General features: G+C 70.7%; 7 protein-coding genes. 1 reads left to right on the top strand and 6 read right to left on the bottom strand.

Annotation, left to right across the window (positions count from 1 at the left end):
* Positions 1-558 precede the first annotated feature (558 nt).
* Positions 559-1,980, top strand: coding sequence for an endo-1,4-beta-xylanase (locus tag ACGFIV_RS15175; protein ID WP_392835181.1), 1,422 nt, complete (start codon positions 559-561; stop codon positions 1,978-1,980).
* 629 nt (positions 1,981-2,609) lie between these two features.
* On the opposite strand, the gene fabD is transcribed toward ACGFIV_RS15175, so the two are convergent.
* The 6 genes from fabD to ACGFIV_RS15145 are packed head-to-tail and all read right to left on the bottom strand — an operon-like array spanning position 2,610 to position 18,652.
* A complete protein-coding gene (fabD, locus tag ACGFIV_RS15170; protein WP_358552113.1) occupies positions 2,610-4,487 on the bottom strand; it encodes an ACP S-malonyltransferase in 1,878 nt (625 codons plus the stop codon).
* Between the two features lie 4 nt (positions 4,488-4,491).
* Positions 4,492-6,717 carry an enoyl-CoA hydratase/isomerase gene (locus tag ACGFIV_RS15165; protein WP_392835178.1) on the bottom strand — a complete coding sequence of 742 codons (2,226 nt, stop codon included), beginning with the start codon at positions 6,715-6,717 and terminating at the stop codon, positions 4,492-4,494.
* The gene (locus tag ACGFIV_RS15160; protein ID WP_358552117.1) at positions 6,705-7,967 is read right to left on the bottom strand and encodes a hydroxymethylglutaryl-CoA synthase family protein; all 1,263 of its coding nucleotides are present in this window, start codon (positions 7,965-7,967) and stop codon (positions 6,705-6,707) included. The genes ACGFIV_RS15165 and ACGFIV_RS15160 overlap by 13 nt, the downstream gene beginning before the upstream one ends.
* A 5-nt stretch (positions 7,968-7,972) precedes the next feature.
* Positions 7,973-9,208: a beta-ketoacyl synthase N-terminal-like domain-containing protein gene (locus ACGFIV_RS15155; protein WP_358552119.1), complete on the bottom strand. Its 1,236-nt coding sequence runs from the start codon at positions 9,206-9,208 to the stop codon at positions 7,973-7,975.
* Positions 9,201-9,464, bottom strand: coding sequence for an acyl carrier protein (locus tag ACGFIV_RS15150; protein WP_358552121.1), 264 nt, complete (start codon positions 9,462-9,464; stop codon positions 9,201-9,203). The genes ACGFIV_RS15155 and ACGFIV_RS15150 overlap by 8 nt, the downstream gene beginning before the upstream one ends.
* A gap of 47 nt (positions 9,465-9,511) precedes the next feature.
* Positions 9,512-18,652: an amino acid adenylation domain-containing protein gene (locus ACGFIV_RS15145; RefSeq protein ID WP_392835173.1), complete on the bottom strand. Its 9,141-nt coding sequence runs from the start codon at positions 18,650-18,652 to the stop codon at positions 9,512-9,514.
* Between the last annotated feature and the right edge of the window lie 16 nt (positions 18,653-18,668).

Below are 18,668 nucleotides of genomic sequence, written 5' to 3'. Positions count from 1 at the left end.
GAGGTGGTGGTGGGGCGAAGCAAACACGAGGCGGCTTGGGGTCGTCAAGGGGACGAGTCGACGTCTTCCGGCCGGTGCGGTGGCCGAGGGCGACTCACCTGGAAGTATCCGGGTGGCCGCACATGCCCGGTGAGGACGTGGTGGTGGAAGTTTCATCGATGTGTCCCGGCGGGCGACGGGACGACCGTGCCGGTGCCGCGCGCCGAGGCCGCCGCAAACTTTCAGGAGCTGGTACGGACGTCGAGGTACGTCAGAGGCCGCGTACACAGAGCCGGGAGGTCGAAACTTTCTTGGAGGCCTTGACACATTTCGGAAATGTTTCCACACTGAGTCCCCAAGGCGGCCCTCCCTGCCAGTTGGTGGTGCTCTGCAGGGGTCGCCGTTCACGACGCCCTCGTGGTGCGCGTCCCCGTTCTGGGGCGCGGCGTCGATTCCGCGGGATGTCTCCGCGTGTCCCCCCTTCACTGTGATTCAGTTATGGAGGCTCAGGCAATGGGCACTTCTACCGCCCCACCCCCGCCTGGAACCCGTCGGTCCTTCCGTGGCTTGCGCCGGGCCTTGGCCGCCGGCGTTGTGGGCGTGCTCGGCACGGTCACGGCGCTGGCGATGACGGTTCCCGCCGGTGCCGCGGCGAGCACGCTCGGCGCGGCGGCCGCGCAGAGCGGCCGGTACTTCGGCACCGCCATCGCCGCGGGCAAGCTCGGCGACTCGGCTTACACCACGATCGCGAACCGCGAGTTCAACATGGTGACGCCCGAGAACGAGATGAAGATCGACGCCACCGAGCCCCAGCAGGGCCAGTTCAACTTCACCAACGGCGACCGGGTCTACAACTGGGCCGTACAGAACGGCAAGCGGGTCCGTGGGCACACCCTGGCCTGGCACTCCCAGCAGCCGGGCTGGATGCAGTCAATGTCCGGCAGCGCGCTGCGCCAGGCGATGATCAACCACATCAACGGCGTGATGGCCCATTACAAGGGCAAGATCTACGCCTGGGACGTGGTCAACGAGGCCTTCGACGACAGCACCGGCGGCCGGCGTAACTCCAACCTCCAGGGCACGGGCAACGACTGGATCGAGGTGGCCTTCCGCACCGCGCGGGCCGCCGACCCCGCCGCCAAACTCTGCTACAACGACTACAACATCGACAACTGGACCTGGGCCAAGACGCAGGGCGTCTACAACATGGTCAGGGACTTCAAGTCCCGCGGCGTGCCGATCGACTGCGTCGGCTTCCAGGGCCACTTCAACAACAACAGCGCCTACAACAGCAACTATCGCACCACCCTGTCGAGCTTCGCCGCCCTCGGCGTCGACGTGGCCATCACCGAGCTGGACATCCAGGGCGGCTCGGCCACGACCTACGCCAACGTGACCAACGACTGCCTGGCCGTGCCACGCTGCGTCGGCATCACCGTGTGGGGCGTACGCGACAGCGACTCCTGGCTCGGCGCGAGCAGTAGCCCGCTGCTGTTCGACGGCAACGGCAACAAGAAGGCCGCCTACACCTCGGTCCTCAACGCCCTGAACGCCGCCAGTCCCAACCCCTCCCCGACCCCGACGGTCACTCCGACGACGACTCCTCCGCCTGGTGGCGGTAGCGGGCCGATCAAGGGGGTCGCCTCCGGCCGGTGCGTGGACGTGCCCAACGCCACCACCACCGACGGCACCCAGCTGCAGATCTGGGACTGCAACGGTCAGACCAACCAGCAGTGGACCTACACCTCCGCCGGCGAGATCAAGGTGTACGGCACCAAGTGCCTGGACGCCGCCGGCACCGCCAACGGAGCCAAGGTGCAGATCTACTCCTGCTGGGGAGGCGACAACCAGAAGTGGCGCCTGAACTCCGACGGGTCCATCGTCGGCGTCCAGTCCGGGCTGTGCCTGGACGCCATCGGCGCGGGCACCGGCAACGGCACCCAGCTCCAGCTCTACTCCTGCTCGGGCGGCAACAACCAGAAGTGGACCTGGACCCGCTGACCCACACCGGCAGGGGCCGGCCCTGACCACCGGCCCCTGCGAGGGGCAGTACCTCCACCAGGGTCCGAACCCCAACGCCGGCGGGACGACACCCTCCCGTGGCGGTTGGGCCTGCCGACCCAGACGCTGATGATCCTCCCCTTCCTCGTGAAGGAGGCCTCCGGTGCGGCGGGCCCCGCCGCACCGGAGGCCATCTCCTCACGGACCTGCCCATCAGGCCGGCCCCGAGGGGCCTTCACTCGCGCCTGCCCGTGAAGTGGTCGATGAAAGTTTCGTGTCCGTCGGGGATCGCCAGCCGGAGTGGCCCGCTCCTGGTCAGTCTTTTGGTGCTGGATGGGGCGCTGGCGGGCCGACGCCGTCCAGGTCGGCGAACGCGCGCTGGCACGGCTACGCAAGGGCGTCGAGCAGGCCAGCAGCACCCTCGGGACCGGCTTTCTCAGGCATCCGGCCAACGACCGGCTGCGTTCGGCCTGGGTGACGGCGGCGCAGTGGATCTTGGAATTGAACATGGTGCGCAGCATGAAGAGCACTCCTGGATGTCGGCCCCCTGCCTGCGTTTGTGCAGGTCAAGGGCTATTTCCTCAGCATAGGCGGCGGCGCTCTCGGTGCTCCGTGACCATCGTCACGCGTCAGGCACACGGCAGCCGGAGCAGTTCGTCGCGCAGCTTGCGGACGGTGCCAGTGTTGTTGCCGAACTGGTTGATGGCCGGTGCGCCGCGGAAGGCGGGGGCGTAGCCGTGCTTGAGGAAGTTGGCGAACGAGCCGCTGGCGCTGAGGTCGACGAAGAAATGGTGGTCGGGCATGGTGAACTCGGACGCCATCAGTTCGTCGAACCGGACGGGGCGGCGGATCACGTCCCACAGGTACTCGTCCCAGCGCTGCGGTGTCCCCAGGCGGGCGGCGAGCATCGAGGAGTGGACGGGGAGCCGCGGGGTTCCGGGAGTGATGCCCCTGGCCAGGGAGAGGCAGTCCGGCCGGATCGTGTCGAGGAGGGCGGAGTGGAAGGCGTGGCGCACCGGCAGCCGGACCGTGATCACGCCTTCGGCGTCCAGGGCCTGCTGGAGGTCGGCGAGCCGGGCCTCGGCGCCGCTGACGACGAAGTTGCGATCGTAGTTGACGGCCGCGAGGGCGATGTCATCGAAGAGGTCGCGGCGCATCCGGAAGAGGTCCGGGGAGTGCAGGACGGACAGCATGCCACCGTCCGGGCACCGCTCCTTGAGCAACCGCGCCTGGCTCGTCACGAACCGCAGGCCGTCCTCGAAGGACATGGCGCCCGCCACCGTGGCGGCGATGTACTCGCCGAGGCTGTGGCCGAGCACCGCGTCGGGGTGGATGCCCTCGGCGCGGAGCATCTCGGTGAGGCTGTAGCCGATGCTGTAGAGCGCGGCGTGCGAGGTAAGCATGTCGTCGAGGGGGCGGCCCTTGCGCGAGTCGTCGTAGACGGCGTCCAGGAGCGAGGTGCCGCCCGTCGCGCGGTGTGCCGCGTCGCAGCGGTCCATGGCGCTGCGGAACACCGGGTCGGTGTCGTACAGCCCCCGGCCCATCTGGTGGTACTGGGTGCCCTGGCCGCCGTACATGAAGACCAGTTCGGTGCGCGGCCTGGCACGGACCGCGGCGGAGACCTCCTGCGGTTCGGTGTCGGCCTCGACGGGCAGCGGGTCCTTGAGGATCTGGGCGCTGAGCTTGGTGAGCACGTTGCCCGGACCGATCTCGTGGAAGTCCCGGTGGCCCTGGGCGATCAGCCAGGACATCGACTCGTACCAGCGGACGGGGCTGGAGATCTGGTGGGCCAGGCAGTCCGCGTAGCCCTTGGTGGGGTACGGGCGCGCGGTGTAGTTCGCCACGACGGGGAGGGTGAGTTCCGCGAGGTCGAAGCCGACGAGGTAGAGCGCGAACTCCTGCTGTACAGCCGTCATGCAGCGTGAGTGGAAGGCCGCGCTCACGTTGAGCGGGATGAAGCGGGCGCCCGCCTCGGTGTAGGCGGCGCGCAGTTCGGGGGCGTGGATCTCATCGTACTCGCCGGACAGGATGCACTGCTTGCGCGAGTTGATGTTGGCGATGTCGACGTTCCGGAACGGCAGGCCGGACAGGATCTCGCGGACGCGCCCCTGGTCGAGGTTGACGACGGCCGCCATGGCGCCCTTGGGGGCCTGGCTCATCAGCTCGCCTCGCTTGGCGACGAGCCTGAGGCCGGTGGCGAAGTCGAACGCTCCGGCGGCGAACAGAGCGCAGTACTCGCCGAGGCTGTGTCCGGCGACGACGGTGGGCAGTTCGCCGCGTTCGGTGGTCCGGTCCAGGTAGGTGAGCGAGTTGACCACGTACAGCGCCGGCTGGGTGTACTGCGTCTGGCTCAGCACCCGGTCCGGGTCGCGCAGGCACAGGTCCTCGATGGAGTAGCCGAGTACGTCGTCGGCCTGGGCCACCAGCTCCGGGAACTTCTCGAACAGCCCGGTGCCCATGCCCTTGTGCTGGGAGCCCTGGCCCGGGAAGACGTAAACCGATTTCATGTGCTCACCTCGCTGTGTCGTGTGACGTGCCGGTGTGGGCGCCAAGCGTGCGGCCGAGCAGGGCCGCGGTCTCGCGCATCATGTGGTCGGCGAGGGCGGCCACGTGCCGCCCGCGCCACGAGGCCAGCGGGGTCCCGCGGACCCAGGCGTTGAACGCGCCCAGCGCCGGGCCGCAGTGGATCTGGTAGTCCACCTTGTACTCGGGGCGGCCGGCCAGCGCCAGGCGGGTGGAGTGGACGAAGTACCAGCGGAACACCAAGGCCATCTTCTGCTTCGGGTTCCGCTCGATCTCCGCGAGGCGCTCCGGGAACCGCCGGGCCAGATGGGCCCGGGTCTCCTCCCATACCTCCTCGAGCGGGCGCTTGAAGTACTTCTGCTCCAGGGTGGCGCGGGTCCTTGCGTCCAGGTCGTCGAGCGAGTCGTGGCGCACGTACAGCTCGTACAGCTTCTGGGCGCGCGCCGGGAACAGCAGGCCCTTCCTGGCCACCTGCATCCTCGCCCCGACCTCGAACATGTCGCCGGCGGGCGCGTAGTCGGTGTCGTGCACGCCGAGGTCCTGGAGGATGTCCTTGACCGCGTCGCTGGTGCCTGCCTCGACCGTGCACTGGTTTATGGACCCGGTCACGATGAAGTCCGCGCCGAGGGCGAACGCGGCGAGGGCTGCCTGCGGGGTCCCGATGCCGCCGGCGGCTCCGAGCAGCACCGGCTCCGCATAGCCCTCCTCGCGGGTGACGCGGTCGCGCAGTTCGCTCATCGCGGGCATCAGCACGTAGGCGTTGCCGGCGTCGGTGTGGCCCGCGGAGTCGGCCTCCACGCACAAATCCGAGGCCAACGGGACCCGCCTGGCGAGTTCGGCCTGGTCGGGGGTGATGTGCCCGGCGTCCAGCAACTGGCGCACCAGCTCCGGCGGTGCGGGCCGCAGAAACCGCTCCGCCACCTCGATGCGGGAGACCTTGGCCATGACGCGGTGCTGCTCGCGCACCTCGCCGTCGCGGCCCCGGGAGAGCCCGGCGAGGCGGTAGCGGACCAGCGGGAGCGACGGCTGGATGTAGGCGGAGGCCTCGACGCAGCGCACGCCGTGGTCCAGGTAGAGCTCCACCAGCCGCGTCTCCAGCTCGGGTTCCTGCGGAGAGCTGAGCAGGTTCGCGCCGTACGGCTGTCCCTCGTCCAGCTCCTTGCGGATGCGGCCGAGGGCGTCGTCGACGGCTTCCGGGCTCAGCCCGCCCGTGCCGAGGAAGGAGAGCATGCCGGCCCGGCCCATCGCGGTGACGAGTTCGACCGAGGCGATTCCCTTGTACATGGCACCGGCCACGTAGGTGCGGGTGACGCCGTGCGCCGCGCGGAAGCGGGGGTTGCCGAGGTCCTGCGGGGCGAGGGGTGTGCGTACGGCGGTCTCGGTCGTCGCGGGGGCGGAGGCCGTGCCCGGGCTGGGCTCCGGCGGATTCGGCTGCGGGCCCGTCTCCCACGGGAACAGGCCCTCCTCCGCGTACCGCTGGATGGCGCGCACGTTCATCGGGTCCTCGAAGACCTCTCGGTTGGTGGCGAGTGCGGCGGATTTCGTCTGCTCAGGGATCGGGGACAGCTGCCGGAGATACGCCTTGTAGCGCACGACGGCGGGCTTCGAGAGCCGGGTCAGGCGCTTGAGGTGTGTGCGCAGCAGGCCCTCGCTGTCCGCTCCGCACGCGTCGACCAGCCCCCATTCGCGGGCGCGTTCCGCATCGACGGTTCGGGTGGTGCCGGCGAGGTAGTGCGCGTGCTGGAACCCGGTGCGCCGGATCAGGAAGGGCAGTACGACGGCGGGGATGAGGCCGAACAGCAGCTCGGAGAGGCTGAAGGTGGCGCCCTCGTCGGCGATGACGATGTCGCAGGCCGCCACGATGCCGACGCCTCCGGCGTTGGCCTTGCCCCGGACGTGGGCGATGGTGACGAGGTCCGCGTACGCCAGTTGCCGGAACAGTTCGAACAGCGGCTCCGGGTCGGCCGCGGTCGGTCCGCCCTCGCGGGCCGCCCGGCTGATGGCGTCGAAGTCGGCCCCGAAGCAGAACACCTCGGGCAGTCCCTCCAGCACGAGGACGGTGGCCGGCGAGGCCGCCGCGCGGGCCAGTACGTCGGTCAGCTCGCGCACCATCGCCGTGTTGAGGGCGTTGCCCGCCTCGGGCCGGTGCAGTCGCACGAACCAGGCGTTCCCCTGCTCGCGCACCTTCAGCGTGCCGTAGGTCAGTCCACCCATGCGTACTCCCGGTGGAACTCCTTGATCGACTGGAGCACCAGCCGCGGTCCCGCGCCGTCCGCCGGGCGGGTTGCGGGGACGAGGCTCTGGTTGACTGTCGCGTTCCGGGTGCCGAAGCGGACGAAGTCGCTCTCGGACAGCAGGCGTTCGTACTCGTCGACGGTCAGCCGGTAGCGGGCGTCGAGGTGCGCCTCGATGCCCATCTCCTTCAGCCGCGTCGCGCCGTCCGGTGTCACCACGCCGCTGTAGAACTCCGAGCAGCAGCCGGAGCCGTAGGAGAAGCAGCCGATCCGCTGCGGGCTGTCGAAGCCACCGTTGCACACGGTGCTCGCCAGCGACAGGAACACCGTGGCGCCCATGATGTTGCCGACGCGGCGGCAGTACGTCAGTCCGGGCGCCACCCGGCGCTCGAAGTCCTCGGCGATCTCGGTGCCCCTGGCCTTGGCGATCTTGCGCATCATCGTGCGGTGGGCGCCCTTGACCATCCCGCCGAACGGCGTGTGGAAGGCGAGATACTGGAAGGAGCCGCGGTAGTCGGCGCCCTCGACCTTGCGCTCGTAGGCCCGGTAGGCCTGTTCGCAGCAGTCCAGGTAGGACATCAGCGACAGGTCCACGTCGCCGGACTCGCTGTCGGGTGCGGGGCGGCAGGTGTCCATGACCTCGTAGCCGTAGTAGCCGCTGGCGCCCACATCGAGCTGGAACACGTGGGGGACGTCGCTGACCAGCATGGCCACGGCGCCGGCGCCGCCGCTGGGTTCGGCGTAGGACCAGTCCTGGGCCGAGGCGTCGGCACCGTCCTCGAGGAGGTAGCGCGAGATGTCGGTGGCGAGGACCAGTGCCTTGGCTCCCGGTGAGGTCTGGGACAGGATGAAGTTGCAGGCCATCTGCAGTCCGGCGGTGCCCGCGTAGCAGGCCTGCTTGAGCTCGAACATACGGCAGTTGCGGCTGAGGCCGAGCTGGTCGTGGAGGTAGGCGCTCACGGACTTCGAGAAGTCGATGCCCGACTCGGTGCAGGTGATCAGCAGCTCGATGCGGTCCCTGCCCTCGGGGCTCATGCGGTCGAGGAGGGGGCGGGCCGCGTTGGCGCCGAAGGTCACCGGGTCCTCGAAGGGGAGGGCGACCGTCTTTTCCTGCATCAGCAGGTTGTCCAGCCGCTTGGGGTCGAGTCCCCGACGCTGCGCCAGTTGGGCGACGTCGAGCACTGCCGAGCCGCCGAACACGTTCATCGCTTCGATTCCGACGCGGGACATGACCTTTACGCTCTCCGTGATTCGTACGTGCTCATGCACAGTGCCGTGTTGATGCCGCCGAAGCCAAGGCTCAGACTCAGGCAGTGGCGCACCTCCGCCTCGACGGCCTCGCCGCGCACCCAGCGCAGGGAGTCGTCGACCGGGTCGTCGAGGTTGCGGGTGGGGTGCAGCCGGCCGTGCCGCATCTGCAGCAGCGTGGCGACCGCCTCCACCGCGCCAGCGGCGCTGAGTCCGTGGCCGGTGATCGACTTGGTGGCGTTGACGGCGGCGCGGGTGAGCCCGCTCGCCCGCAGCGCCTGGGCCTCGGTGCGGTCGCCGACGGGCGACGCGGTGCCGTGCGGGTTGACGTAGTCGATGTCCGCTGCGGCGAGCCCCGCGTTGCCGAGGGCCTGCCGGATCGCCCGGACCTCGCCCTCAAGCGAGGGGTTGGGGCCGCGGTTGCCGTCGAGCTGCACCGACCAACCCGCCAGTCGCGCGTAGGGGGCGTGCTCGCGCGGTGGGCGCGCGCCGCGGCGTTCGACGACGAGTGCCGCGCATGCCTCGCCGAACACGAAGCCGTTGTGTGCCGTGTCGAAGGGGCGGCAGGCCGCTTCGGGGGCGTCGGCGCAGTCCATGGGTGCCATGGCACCCATGGACTGCAGTCCCAGGAGTTCCCAGTACGACAGGTCCGCCAGGGCGCCGAGGGCGATGCAGACGTCGACCCGGCCGGACGCGACGGCCTCGGCCGCCTCGATGATGGCGAGCTGGCCGGAGGCCGAGGCGCCGCCGACTGTGTGGGCCAGGCCGCGGATGCCGAAGACTGCCGTGGCCAGGGCACACAGGTCGGTGTCCAGGTAGGACATGCCGTAGCCGGGCCTGAGGAAGCGTGGCTTGGCGCGGTGCCTGTCGTGGGCCTGCACCAGTTCGCGCTGCTGCACGTTGCTGCCGCCGACGATGAGGCCGACGCGGGAGGCGTCGGCCTCGTCGAGACCGGCCTCCGTCCAGGCTTCCTCCAGGGTGGCCAGGGCCACCTGGGCCGTGAGGGACGCGGTGCGCAGATCGCGGGCGGCCACCCGGGCGGGCGGGGCGAGCGAAGGGATCTCCGCGCCCACGAACCGGCTGTCGAGCTGCCGGCCGGGGCGCCGCAGCACGGCGAAGCGGTGGTCCCCGGCGAACAGCGCTCGCGTGAACTGCTCCTTGCCCTGCCCGACGGCCGTGGTGACGCCCAGCCCGGTCACCACGATCTCGGCGACGTCACGCACGCTTCTGGGCCCTCACGGAGGTCTTCTCGCTCAGGTGCTGCGCGAGTTCGCCCAGGTTCTGCGGGCCGAACGTATCGACCAGGGGTATCTCCAGGTCCAGCCGCTCCAGGACGAGCATGACGATCTCCGCCCGGTCCATCGAGTTCGCGCCGAGCCCCTCCAGCGAGTTGGACTCCGTGAAGGCGTGGCCCTCCAGCTCGGGCAGGACCTCCACGATCGCCTCGGTGATCAGGGGCAGGATCTCTTCGCTTCTCATCTTCACCATCACTTGCCTCATGCCGCCGGGTCGCGGCGGGTTGTCAGTCAGAACTTTGTGTCCCGCGCCACGGCGCGGAGTGCGGCCAGGTCGGCCCCGGGACTGGTCACGATCTTCAGCAGCAGCCGTTCGTAGAGCGCTGCCATCGTCCGCGCGGTCCTCCTGGCGAACAGGTCGGTGCTGTACTCCAGGTGGCCGTGCAGCCCGGCGGGCGTCTCGCGCAGCACAAGGTTGAGGTCGAACTTCGCCGGCCCGTCGCCCGAGCGCACGGGCAGCGTGGCGAGGTCCGGGCCGGTACTGTGGCGTGGCGCCGGGGTGGGAGCCGGGATGAGATTGAACATCACCTGGAACAGCGGCGAGCAGGCGGGGTCCGGGTCCGCCGCCAGCGCCTCGGAGAGGGCGGCGAACGGGACGTCCTTGTGCTCGTGGCCCTCGGCGGTGACCCGCTTGGCCTGCTCCAGCACCTCGTCGAAAGTCCGGCCGGGTGCCACGTCCAGGCGCATCACCAGCACGTTGACGAAGTAGCCCACGAGGCGTTCCAGGTCGGGGTGCGGGCGGTTGGTCACCGGGGAGCCGATGGCCAGCTCGCGGTCCTCGGTGTACATGCCGAGGAGCACGCCGAACGCGGACAGCAGGGTCATGTAGAGGGTGACGCCGCGTTCCTGGCTGTGCCGCTGGAGCTGCCCCAGGAGTTCGGCGGGGACCGTCACCTCGACCGTCGATCCCTGGTGGGACTTGACTGGGCCGCGTCGGTAGTCGGTGCGCAGCGACACGCAGGCGGGGAGGCCGGCGAGCTGCCGCCGCCAGTAGGCCGTCTGGCGGTCGAGCTCGGCCGGGCCCACCGCCTCGTGCTGCCAGTGGGCGAAGTCGGCGTACCGCAGCGGCAGTTCGGGCAGTTCCGGCTCGTCGCCGCGGGCCAGGGCGGTGTACGCGGCGTTGAGTTCCGCGAGGAGGATGCCGGTGGACCAGCCGTCGAAGATGCCCCAGGGGCGGGTGACGACGGCCACGTGCTCGTACTCGGAAAGGGCCAGCAGGTGGACGTGCAGCATGCACCGGTCGGCCGGGGAGAACGGCCGCGCCCGTTCCGCGCGCAGCAGCTCGGCGACCGCGGCGTCCCCGTCGACCTGCTCCACGACGACGGCGAACCCACTGTCATCGTTGACCCGCTGTATGTAGGTGTCGCTGTGGGCGTGGTAGCTGGTGCGCAGCACCGCGTGCCGTTCGACGAGCAGTTCGAAGGCGCGCGCGTACGCCCGGCGGTCCAGCCTGCCGACGATGCGGTAGGCCATCTGCACGTTGTCGTAGGCGGAGCCCAGGTTGTCGTGCCGGTTGAGGAACCACAGCTCTCGCTGCTGCAGCGACAGCGGCGCCTCGGGGCCGGTTCCGCTGCGCGGCAGCGGCGCCAGGGCGGGTGTGGCGGGAAGCTGCTCCTGCCAATCCAGGGTCGTGGCCATCTCCGCCACGGTGGCGCCGCCGAGGATCAGTTGCAGCGGCAGGTCGCGGCCGGTCTCCTGCTTGACCCGGACGGTCAGCCGGGTGGCGAGCAGGGAGTGGCCTCCCAGGTCGAAGAAGCCGTCCTGGAGGCCCACCCGGCTTAGGCCGAGGACGTCCGCGACGAGCCGGCACAGTTCGTGCTCGGCTTCGGTGCGCGGTGCGACGTACGACTCCCTGGCCACGTCGGCCTCGTCCGGAGCGGGCAGCGCCTTCTTGTCGACCTTGCCGTTGGGCGTGACCGGGAGTTCCTCCAGGGCCACGAACACGCTCGGCACCATGTAGTCGGGCACCTTGGCCGACAGGTGCTCCTTGAGCACGCGGGCCAGCGCCTGGCTCGTCCGGCCGATCTGCGGCGTGTTGGCCAGATGGGAGCGGCGGTACGAGGCTCGGGCCCGGACGCGCGGCAGCTCGCCCTTGCCGAGGACCAGGTCGAGGCCGTCGGGGCGGTCCTGGGACCAGGTGGCGGCCACGCGGTAGCCGAGGTCATCGGCGTACCGCAGGGTCTCTTCGAGCTCCCGCACCGCCGCGGCGGCCGTCGCGGACAGCCGTACGCCGGCGGGCAGCGGCTCCACCTGGTGTGCGGCGGACCAGCGGGCGAGGCCCTCGGCGACGGCGACGTCGTCCGCGATGCGCGGGTTGGCCAGGCCGACGACGCCGAACCGTTCGGGGGCGCCGTTCTCCAGCAGCGTCCGCAGTGCCGCGGGGGTGTCGGCCTCCAGCCAGGTGGGCGGCTCGGCCGGGGCCGACTCGCCCTTGGTCAGCACCACGTCGTAGCGGTAGCTGAGCATCTCGTTCTCGCCGAGTCCGCGCTTCACCCGGAGGTCGATCGCGCCGATCTCGGGGAAGCGTTCGCCGAGGCCGGCGAAGAAAGTGGGGCTCACCAGGAGTTCGCCGTCCTGTCGGCGGCGGCGCCGCACCTGCTCGGCCAGCGCGGCGGCGGAGAGGCGCACCGGGGTCCGGCTGCGTTCCACCGCGCAGGCGTGGGCGGAGAACAGGTCGAGGTTGCGCACGTCGCCGACGAGAATGTGCCCGCCGTCCTCGACGAGCGGCAGGATCCGGGCGATGGCCTCTTGCAGGTACTGCCGGTTGGGGAAGTACTGCACGACGGAGTTGAGGACGACCGTGTCGAACCGCATGCCGGCCAGTGCTGTCACGGACAAGGCGTCGCCCTGGGCGAGCGTGACGTGAGACCAGCCGCGCCGCCGCACTCCTGCACCCACTCCGGCGAGCGCGGACGCCGAGATGTCCACGGCGTGCACCGCCTCGCAGGCGTCGGCGTAGCGATACAGCAGCAGACCGGTGCCGCAGCCGATCTCCAGCAGCCGCTTGGGGCGTAGCTCCTGGATCAGGCCGACGGTGCCGTCGATCCACTCGCGCATCTCGGGCTCGGGGATGGGCTCGCCGGTGTAGCTGCTATTCCAGCCGACGATGTTCAGCTCGGCCGCGCCGTCGGCGGCTTCGGCGTACTGGTCCTCGAAGAGCCGCTGCCACTGGTCGAGCTGCTCGGCGTTCTGCTCCTCGGCGGCGGTGTCCAGCCATGCGTCCGTCGGGCGCACATAGGCGATCAGCTTGCCGCCGTCGCCGTGGGCCTGGGTGGTGACCACGGCGCTGTGCACCGCGGGGTGGGTGTGCAGCGCGCTCTCGATCTCGCCGAGTTCGATGCGAAAGCCGCGCACCTTCACCTGGTCGTCAACGCGGCCGACGAACTCCAGGGTGCCGTCCGGGAGTCGGCGCACCAGGTCGCCGGTGCGGTACAGCCGCGCGCCGGGAGCGGTGTCGAACGGGTCGGGGACGAACCGTTCGGCGGTCAGCTCCCGATTGTCCAGGTAGCCGCGTGCCACGCCGGCGCCGCCGACGCACAGTTCGCCGACCACTCCGCAGGGCACCAGCCGCATCCGGTCATCGGTGACATGGGCGGTCGACTGCACGATGGGCCTGCCGATCGGGATGACCGCGTCCTCGGCGAGGTCCCGGGGGATCACATGGCAGGTCGAGGCGATGCTGTTCTCGGTGGGGCCGTAGGCGTTGACGACCGTCAGGCCGGGGTGGGCGGCGTACAGCGCGCGCACGTCCTTGGCAGAGAACACCTCGCCGCCCACCCCGAGGTAGGTCAGCGGCAGCCGCCGGTGCCGGGACGCCTCGGTGAACGCGGGCAGGAACGCGGCCGACAGGGCCAGCATCGTGACCCCGGACCGCTCGATGCGGTCGAGGAGCTGGACGACGTCCTTGGAGTCGCCGTCGTGCAGCACCAGCCGGGCGCCGTTCAGCAGCGGGCCGAGCACTTCCTGGGAGCCCACGTCGAAGGAAATCGACGAGTGGTGGAGGACCACCGTGCGCTCGTCGGTCGGGAAGTAATCGCGGTTGCGCACCAGCCGGACCACACCGCGCTGTTCCACCAGGACGCCCTTGGGCCGCCCCGTGGAACCCGAGGTGAAGATCACGTAGGCGAGGTGCTCGGGGGTGGTGCCCACCTCGGCGCGGGACGGGTCGGTCTCGGGCCGGCCGGCGAGCACCTTGGTGCCGTCCCCGGCCGGCTCCCCGGTGTCGAGGTGCACCACCTGGTCGGCGCCGTCGAGCAGCGCGGCGGGCAGGTGGGACTGGCTGAGCACGATACGGGCGCCGGAGTCGCGAAGGATCGTGCGGACGCGCTCCTCCGGGTAGCCCGGGTCGATCGGCACATAGGCGCCGCCCGCCTTGAGGATGCCGAGCAGGCCGGTCACCGTCTCCAGGGACCGCTCCGCGCACAGGCCGACGAGCGTGTCGGGGCCGACGCCCTGCTCGCGCAGGTAGTGCGCCACGCGGTTGGCCCGGGCGTTGGTTTCGGCGTACGTCAGGGTCCGGGAGCCGTGCTCGACGGCGACCGCGTCCGGCCGTAGCCGCACCTGTTCCTCGAACAGGTCGGCCAGGCAGCGGTCGTGCGGGTACGGCCGGTCCGTGTCGTTCCAGTCGGTCAGCAGCCGCGAGCGCTCCGGGGCGGGCAGGATGTCGATGGCCAAGGCCTGGGTGTCCGCCCCGTCGTCGGTGGCGAGGGCCGACACGATGGCGGACACGGCGGCCTCGACGTAGTCGATGAGCGCCTCGACCGAGATCGAGGCGTCGGCCTGGGCGTTGAGGGAGAGTTCAGCGCCGGTGTCGTCGACGGACAGGCCCACCGGGTAGTTGGTGCGGTCAACCGAGCCGAGCCAGCGCACGCCCTGGGCCTGGGCACCGGGCATGCCGGCGTCGTCCTGTCCCGGCTCGAAGTGGCGGAAGTTGAGCATCGAGCTGAAAAGCGGGACGTCGCCATCCAGGCCGCTGCAGCGCTGTGCCAGGATCAGCGAGCTCTGCTCGTGGGCGATCAGCTCCTTCAGTGCGGTGTCGATGTTGGACACCAGCTCCCGGACGCTCTTGCCGGCCAGCCGGACGCGCAGGGGCAGGGTGTTGATGAAGTTGCCCAGCATCCGCTCCACGCCCGGCACGCCCTGCAAACGGCCGGACAGGACCGTGCCGAAGACCACGTCGTCGCGTCCGCTGCACACGGCCACCACGACGGACCAGGCCGCGTGGAACAGCGTGGCGGGGCTGATGCGCAGCCGCTGCGCCTCGGCGCGCAGGTCGCGGGTGAGGCCCGGGGGCAGCGAGCGGCGCAGTTCGCGCACGCCGCGCCCGTCGCCGCGGACGTCGGTCAGGCCGAACGGCGTCGTCGGCTCGGTCACGTCCGCGAGCCGGTCCCGGAAAAACGCCTCCGCCTCGCCCGCGGCCAGCTGGTGCAGCGTGTGAGCGACGAAGTCCCGGTACGGGGCCGGCGGCGCGAGTCGCTCCAGGCGTCCCGACATGTGGGTGACCAGCTCTTCGAGGATCAGCCGCAGCGAGGTGGCGTCCTCGATGAGGTGGTGGGCGCTCAGCAGCAGGAAGCGGCGGGTGGAGTGCGGGTCCTCTGCGATCACCAGGTCCAGCAGTGGCGCGTTGCCGAGCGTCATCCGCCCCGGGCGCTCCAGAAGGGCCCGGGCCTGGGACTCGGCGTCGGCGGCGGGGTCGAGCGTGCGGCGCCGCACGCGCAGGCGAGCCTCGCGGTGGACCACCTGGACGGGTTCGGGCAGGCCGGCGGTGAGCACGGCGGTGCGCATCACGTCGTGGCGGTCGATCAGCGACTGCAGGGCGGCGACGAACCGGTCGCTCGTCTCCTCGTCCTCGGCGGCGAGCAGGATCGGGATGACGTAGGGATCGTTGTCCGGATCGATCAGGTGGTGGAAGAGGATGCCCTCCTGCGACGGGACGAGCGGGTAGATGTCCCGCACGTTCGGGGCGCCGCCCGGCACCGTCGCCACGACCGCGTCGATCTGCTCCTGAGTGAGGTCGACGAGGGGCAGCATGTCCGGGGTGATGCGCGCGCACCGCTCCGGTATGCGGTTCGGCGGGACGGTGAAGGCGGTACCGGTCCCCGCCGCGTCGATCTCCTGTGCCAGGCGGGCCAGTGTGGGGGCGTTGAACACCGAGCGCACGGTGACGTCGAGGCCGCGTGCCTTGAGGCGGGCGATCAGGACGGTGATCAGCAGCGAGTGGCCGCCGAGCGCGAAGAAGTTCTCCTGGGCGCCGATGCGCACCTGGTCGAAGCCGAGCAGCTCGGCCCAGATCTCTGCAAGCACCTGCTCCGTGCCGGGGCGCGGGGCGACGTAGGCGTGCTGGGCGTAGGCGTCGATGCCGGGGGCGGGCAGGGCCTTGCGGTCGAGCTTGCCGTTGGACGTGACCGGGAGGGTCTCCAGGGTGACGAAGGCGCTGGGCACCATGTACTGCGGCAGGGTGCGTTCCAGGTGGGCGGCGAGTTCGTCACGGCCGGCGGCGGCCGCGCCGTCGGCGACGACATAGGCGACCAGTTGCTGGTTGCCCGGCTGGTCCTCCCGGACGACGACGGCACAGGAGCGCGCCGCGGGGTGCTGCGCCAGCCGGTGTTCGATCTCGCCGAGTTCGATGCGGAACCCGCGGAGTTTGACCTGGTCGTCGACGCGCCCGAGGAACTCCAGGCTGCCGTCGGCGAGCCTGCGCACCAGGTCTCCGGTCTGGTACATGCGGGCGTCCGGCTCGTCACCGAACGGGTTCGGCACGAACCGCTCGCGGGTGAGGTCGGGATTGTTGAGGTAGCCGCGGGCCAGGCCATCGCCGGCGATGTACAGCTGGCCGACGCATCCGATGCCCTGCGGCTCCAGGGCCTCGTTGAGGACGTGGAGCTGGATGTTCTGGATCGGCCGGCCGATGGGGACGGTGTGCAGCGGCCGATCGTCGGGGCAGGTCCAGTGGCTGACGTCGATGGCCGCTTCCGTCGGCCCGTACAGGTTGTGCAGCGGTGCCGTGTGGCGGGCGTAGTGGCGGGCGCACAGGTCGGCGGGCAGGGCCTCGCCGCTGCAGAAGACCTGGCGGACGGAGGTGCAGTCGGCCCAGCCCGCCTCGTCGACGACCGAGCGGAGCATGGACGGCACGAAGTGCAGCGTCGTCACGCCGGTCCGCCGGATGAGCGAGACCAGGTGGTCGGGGTCCTTGTGGCCCTCCGGCTCGGCGACGACCAGACGGGCGCCGGCAATGAGCGGCCAGAAGAACTCCCAAACGGAGACGTCGAAGGTGAACGGCGTCTTCTGGAGCACCACGTCGTCGGGCCCGAGCCGGTACTCGTTCTGCATCCACTCGATGCGGTTGACCACCGCCCGATGCTCGACCATGACGCCCTTGGGGCGGCCGGTGGAGCCCGAGGTGTAGATGACGTACGCCAGGTGGCGGGGGCCGGCCGCGACGGGCTCGGCGACGGGCACCTCGCCGTCGGCGCCGGGTATCCGGCCGTCGGTGTCGAGGGGGAGCAAATGGCGGACGCCGGCCGGGGACTGGGCGGCCAGGTGCGGCTGGGTCAGGACGACCTCGACGCCGGAGCTCTCGACGACGTACGCGGTGCGTTCGGCCGGGTGAGTCGGCTCCAGCGGCAGATAGGCGCCTCCGGCCTTGAGGATGCCGAGGATCGCGGCGACCATCTCGGCGGAGCGCTCCATGTACAGGCCGACGACGGTGTCCGGGCCGACGCCGTGGCGGCGCAGGGCGTGGGCGACGCGGTCGGCCCGCGTGTCCAGTTCGCGGTAGCTCCACTCGCGGTCGCCGAAGACCACGGCGGTGCGCTTGGGGTGGCGCGCCACCGCCTGCTCGACCAGCTCGTGCAGGCAGCGGTCGTTCGAGTAGGGACGCCGGGTGTCGTTCCAGGCGACGAGCACCTGGTGCCGCTCGGCCTCGTCGAACATGCCGAGCCGGGAGATCCGCTCCCCCGGGTCGTCGGCGACCGCGGCGAGCAGCCGGGTGTAGTGGCCGACGAAGCGCTGGATCGTGGCGCGCTCGAACAGGCTGATGTTGTACTCGACGGCGCCGACCAGGCCGTCCGGTGTCTCGCGCAGGTCGAGGGTGGCGTCGAACTTGGTGATGTCGAAGTCGAACTCGACCAGCGACACCTCGAGTTCGCCGAGCCGGACGTCCCGCTCGGTCTGCCGCTCCTGGAGCACGAACATCGTCTGAAAGACCGGCGAGTGGCTGAGGCTGCGTTCCAGGCGCAGTGCGTCGACCACGGCCTCGAAGGGCACGTCCTGGTGGTCGTAGGCCTGCAGCGCGGTCTCCTTGACCCGGGCGAGCAGCTCGGCGAACGTCGGATCGCCCGCCAGGTCGGTGCGCATGACGAGGGTGTTGGCGAAGAACCCGATGAGTCCCTCGGCCTCCAGGCGCTTGCGGCCCGAGACGGGGGTGCCGACGGTGATGTCGGTCTGGCCGCTGTAGCGGTGCAGCACGATCAGGTAGACGGCGAGCAGCGTCATGTACAGGGTGACGTCGTGCCGCTCGCTGAGTTCCTGGAGCCGCCGTAGCAGGTCCGGCGGGCAGCTGAACCGCTCGTGGGCGCCCTGGTAGGTCTTCGTCTCCGGGCGCGGCCGGTCGGCCGGGAGGGTCAGGCGGGCGTCGACGCCGTCCAGGCGCTGCTTCCAGTAGCCGACCTGGCGTTCCTGCACCTCGTCGACGAGCCACTGGCGCTGCCACTCGGCGTAGTCCGCGTACTGGACGGGCAGCGGCTCCAGCGGGGACGGCCGGCCGGCGGAGTACGCCTCGTACAGGGCGACCAGGTCGCGGAAGAAGACGCCGAGCGACCAGCCGTCGGAGACGCTGTGGTGCATGGTGACCATCAGGACGTGCTCCTGCTCCGCCTGGCGCAGCAGCCTCGTCCTGATCAGGCAGTCGCGCTCCAGGTCGAAGGGGGCCACCGCCTCCCGCTCGCAGATGGACCGCAGGTGCGCGGGGTCAGCCGCCTTCTCGTAGGGAACGGAGAATTCGGCGCCGTCACCGATGTGCTGGTAGGGCACGCCGTCGCGGTCGACGAACCGGGTGCGCAGCACCTCGTGCCGCCGGACGATCTCCTCCAGGGCGCGTTGCAGCGCCGGACGGTCGAGCGGGCCGAGCAGCCGCAGCGCCATCGGGATGTTGTAGTACGCGCTGGTTCCGTCCAGCTGGGCGAGGAACCACAGGCGCTGCTGGGCGTAGGACAGCCGCACGGGCTCGTCCGCGGAGCGGGCGGCGGGCGGGATGGTGTCGAGCGCGGAGAGGTCGACGCCCTGCTGCTCGAGCAGCGCCCGCAGGGCGCGCTGCCGCTTGGCGGGCAGCGACCTGATCTTCCGGATCAGGTCCTGCGCGCTGTCTTCGTTCACGGTGGTCATCGTGGGC

Source organism: Sphaerisporangium sp. NPDC049003 (genome assembly GCF_043197795.1).
In the GTDB taxonomy this organism is placed as follows: Bacteria; Actinomycetota; Actinomycetes; order Streptosporangiales; family Streptosporangiaceae; genus Sphaerisporangium.
Note: the sequence above shows the minus strand (reverse complement) of the source record. Positions and strands in the feature narration are given on the sequence as shown.

Coding starts and splice junctions, on each gene's coding strand:
- fabD (WP_358552113.1), bottom strand. CDS start 4,487: ATGAAATCGGTTTACGTCTTCCCGGGCCAGGGCTCCCAGCACAAGGGC.
- ACGFIV_RS15165 (WP_392835178.1), bottom strand. CDS start 6,717: ATGGGTGGACTGACCTACGGCACGCTGAAGGTGCGCGAGCAGGGGAAC.
- ACGFIV_RS15160 (WP_358552117.1), bottom strand. CDS start 7,967: ATGTCCCGCGTCGGAATCGAAGCGATGAACGTGTTCGGCGGCTCGGCA.
- ACGFIV_RS15150 (WP_358552121.1), bottom strand. CDS start 9,464: ATGAGAAGCGAAGAGATCCTGCCCCTGATCACCGAGGCGATCGTGGAG.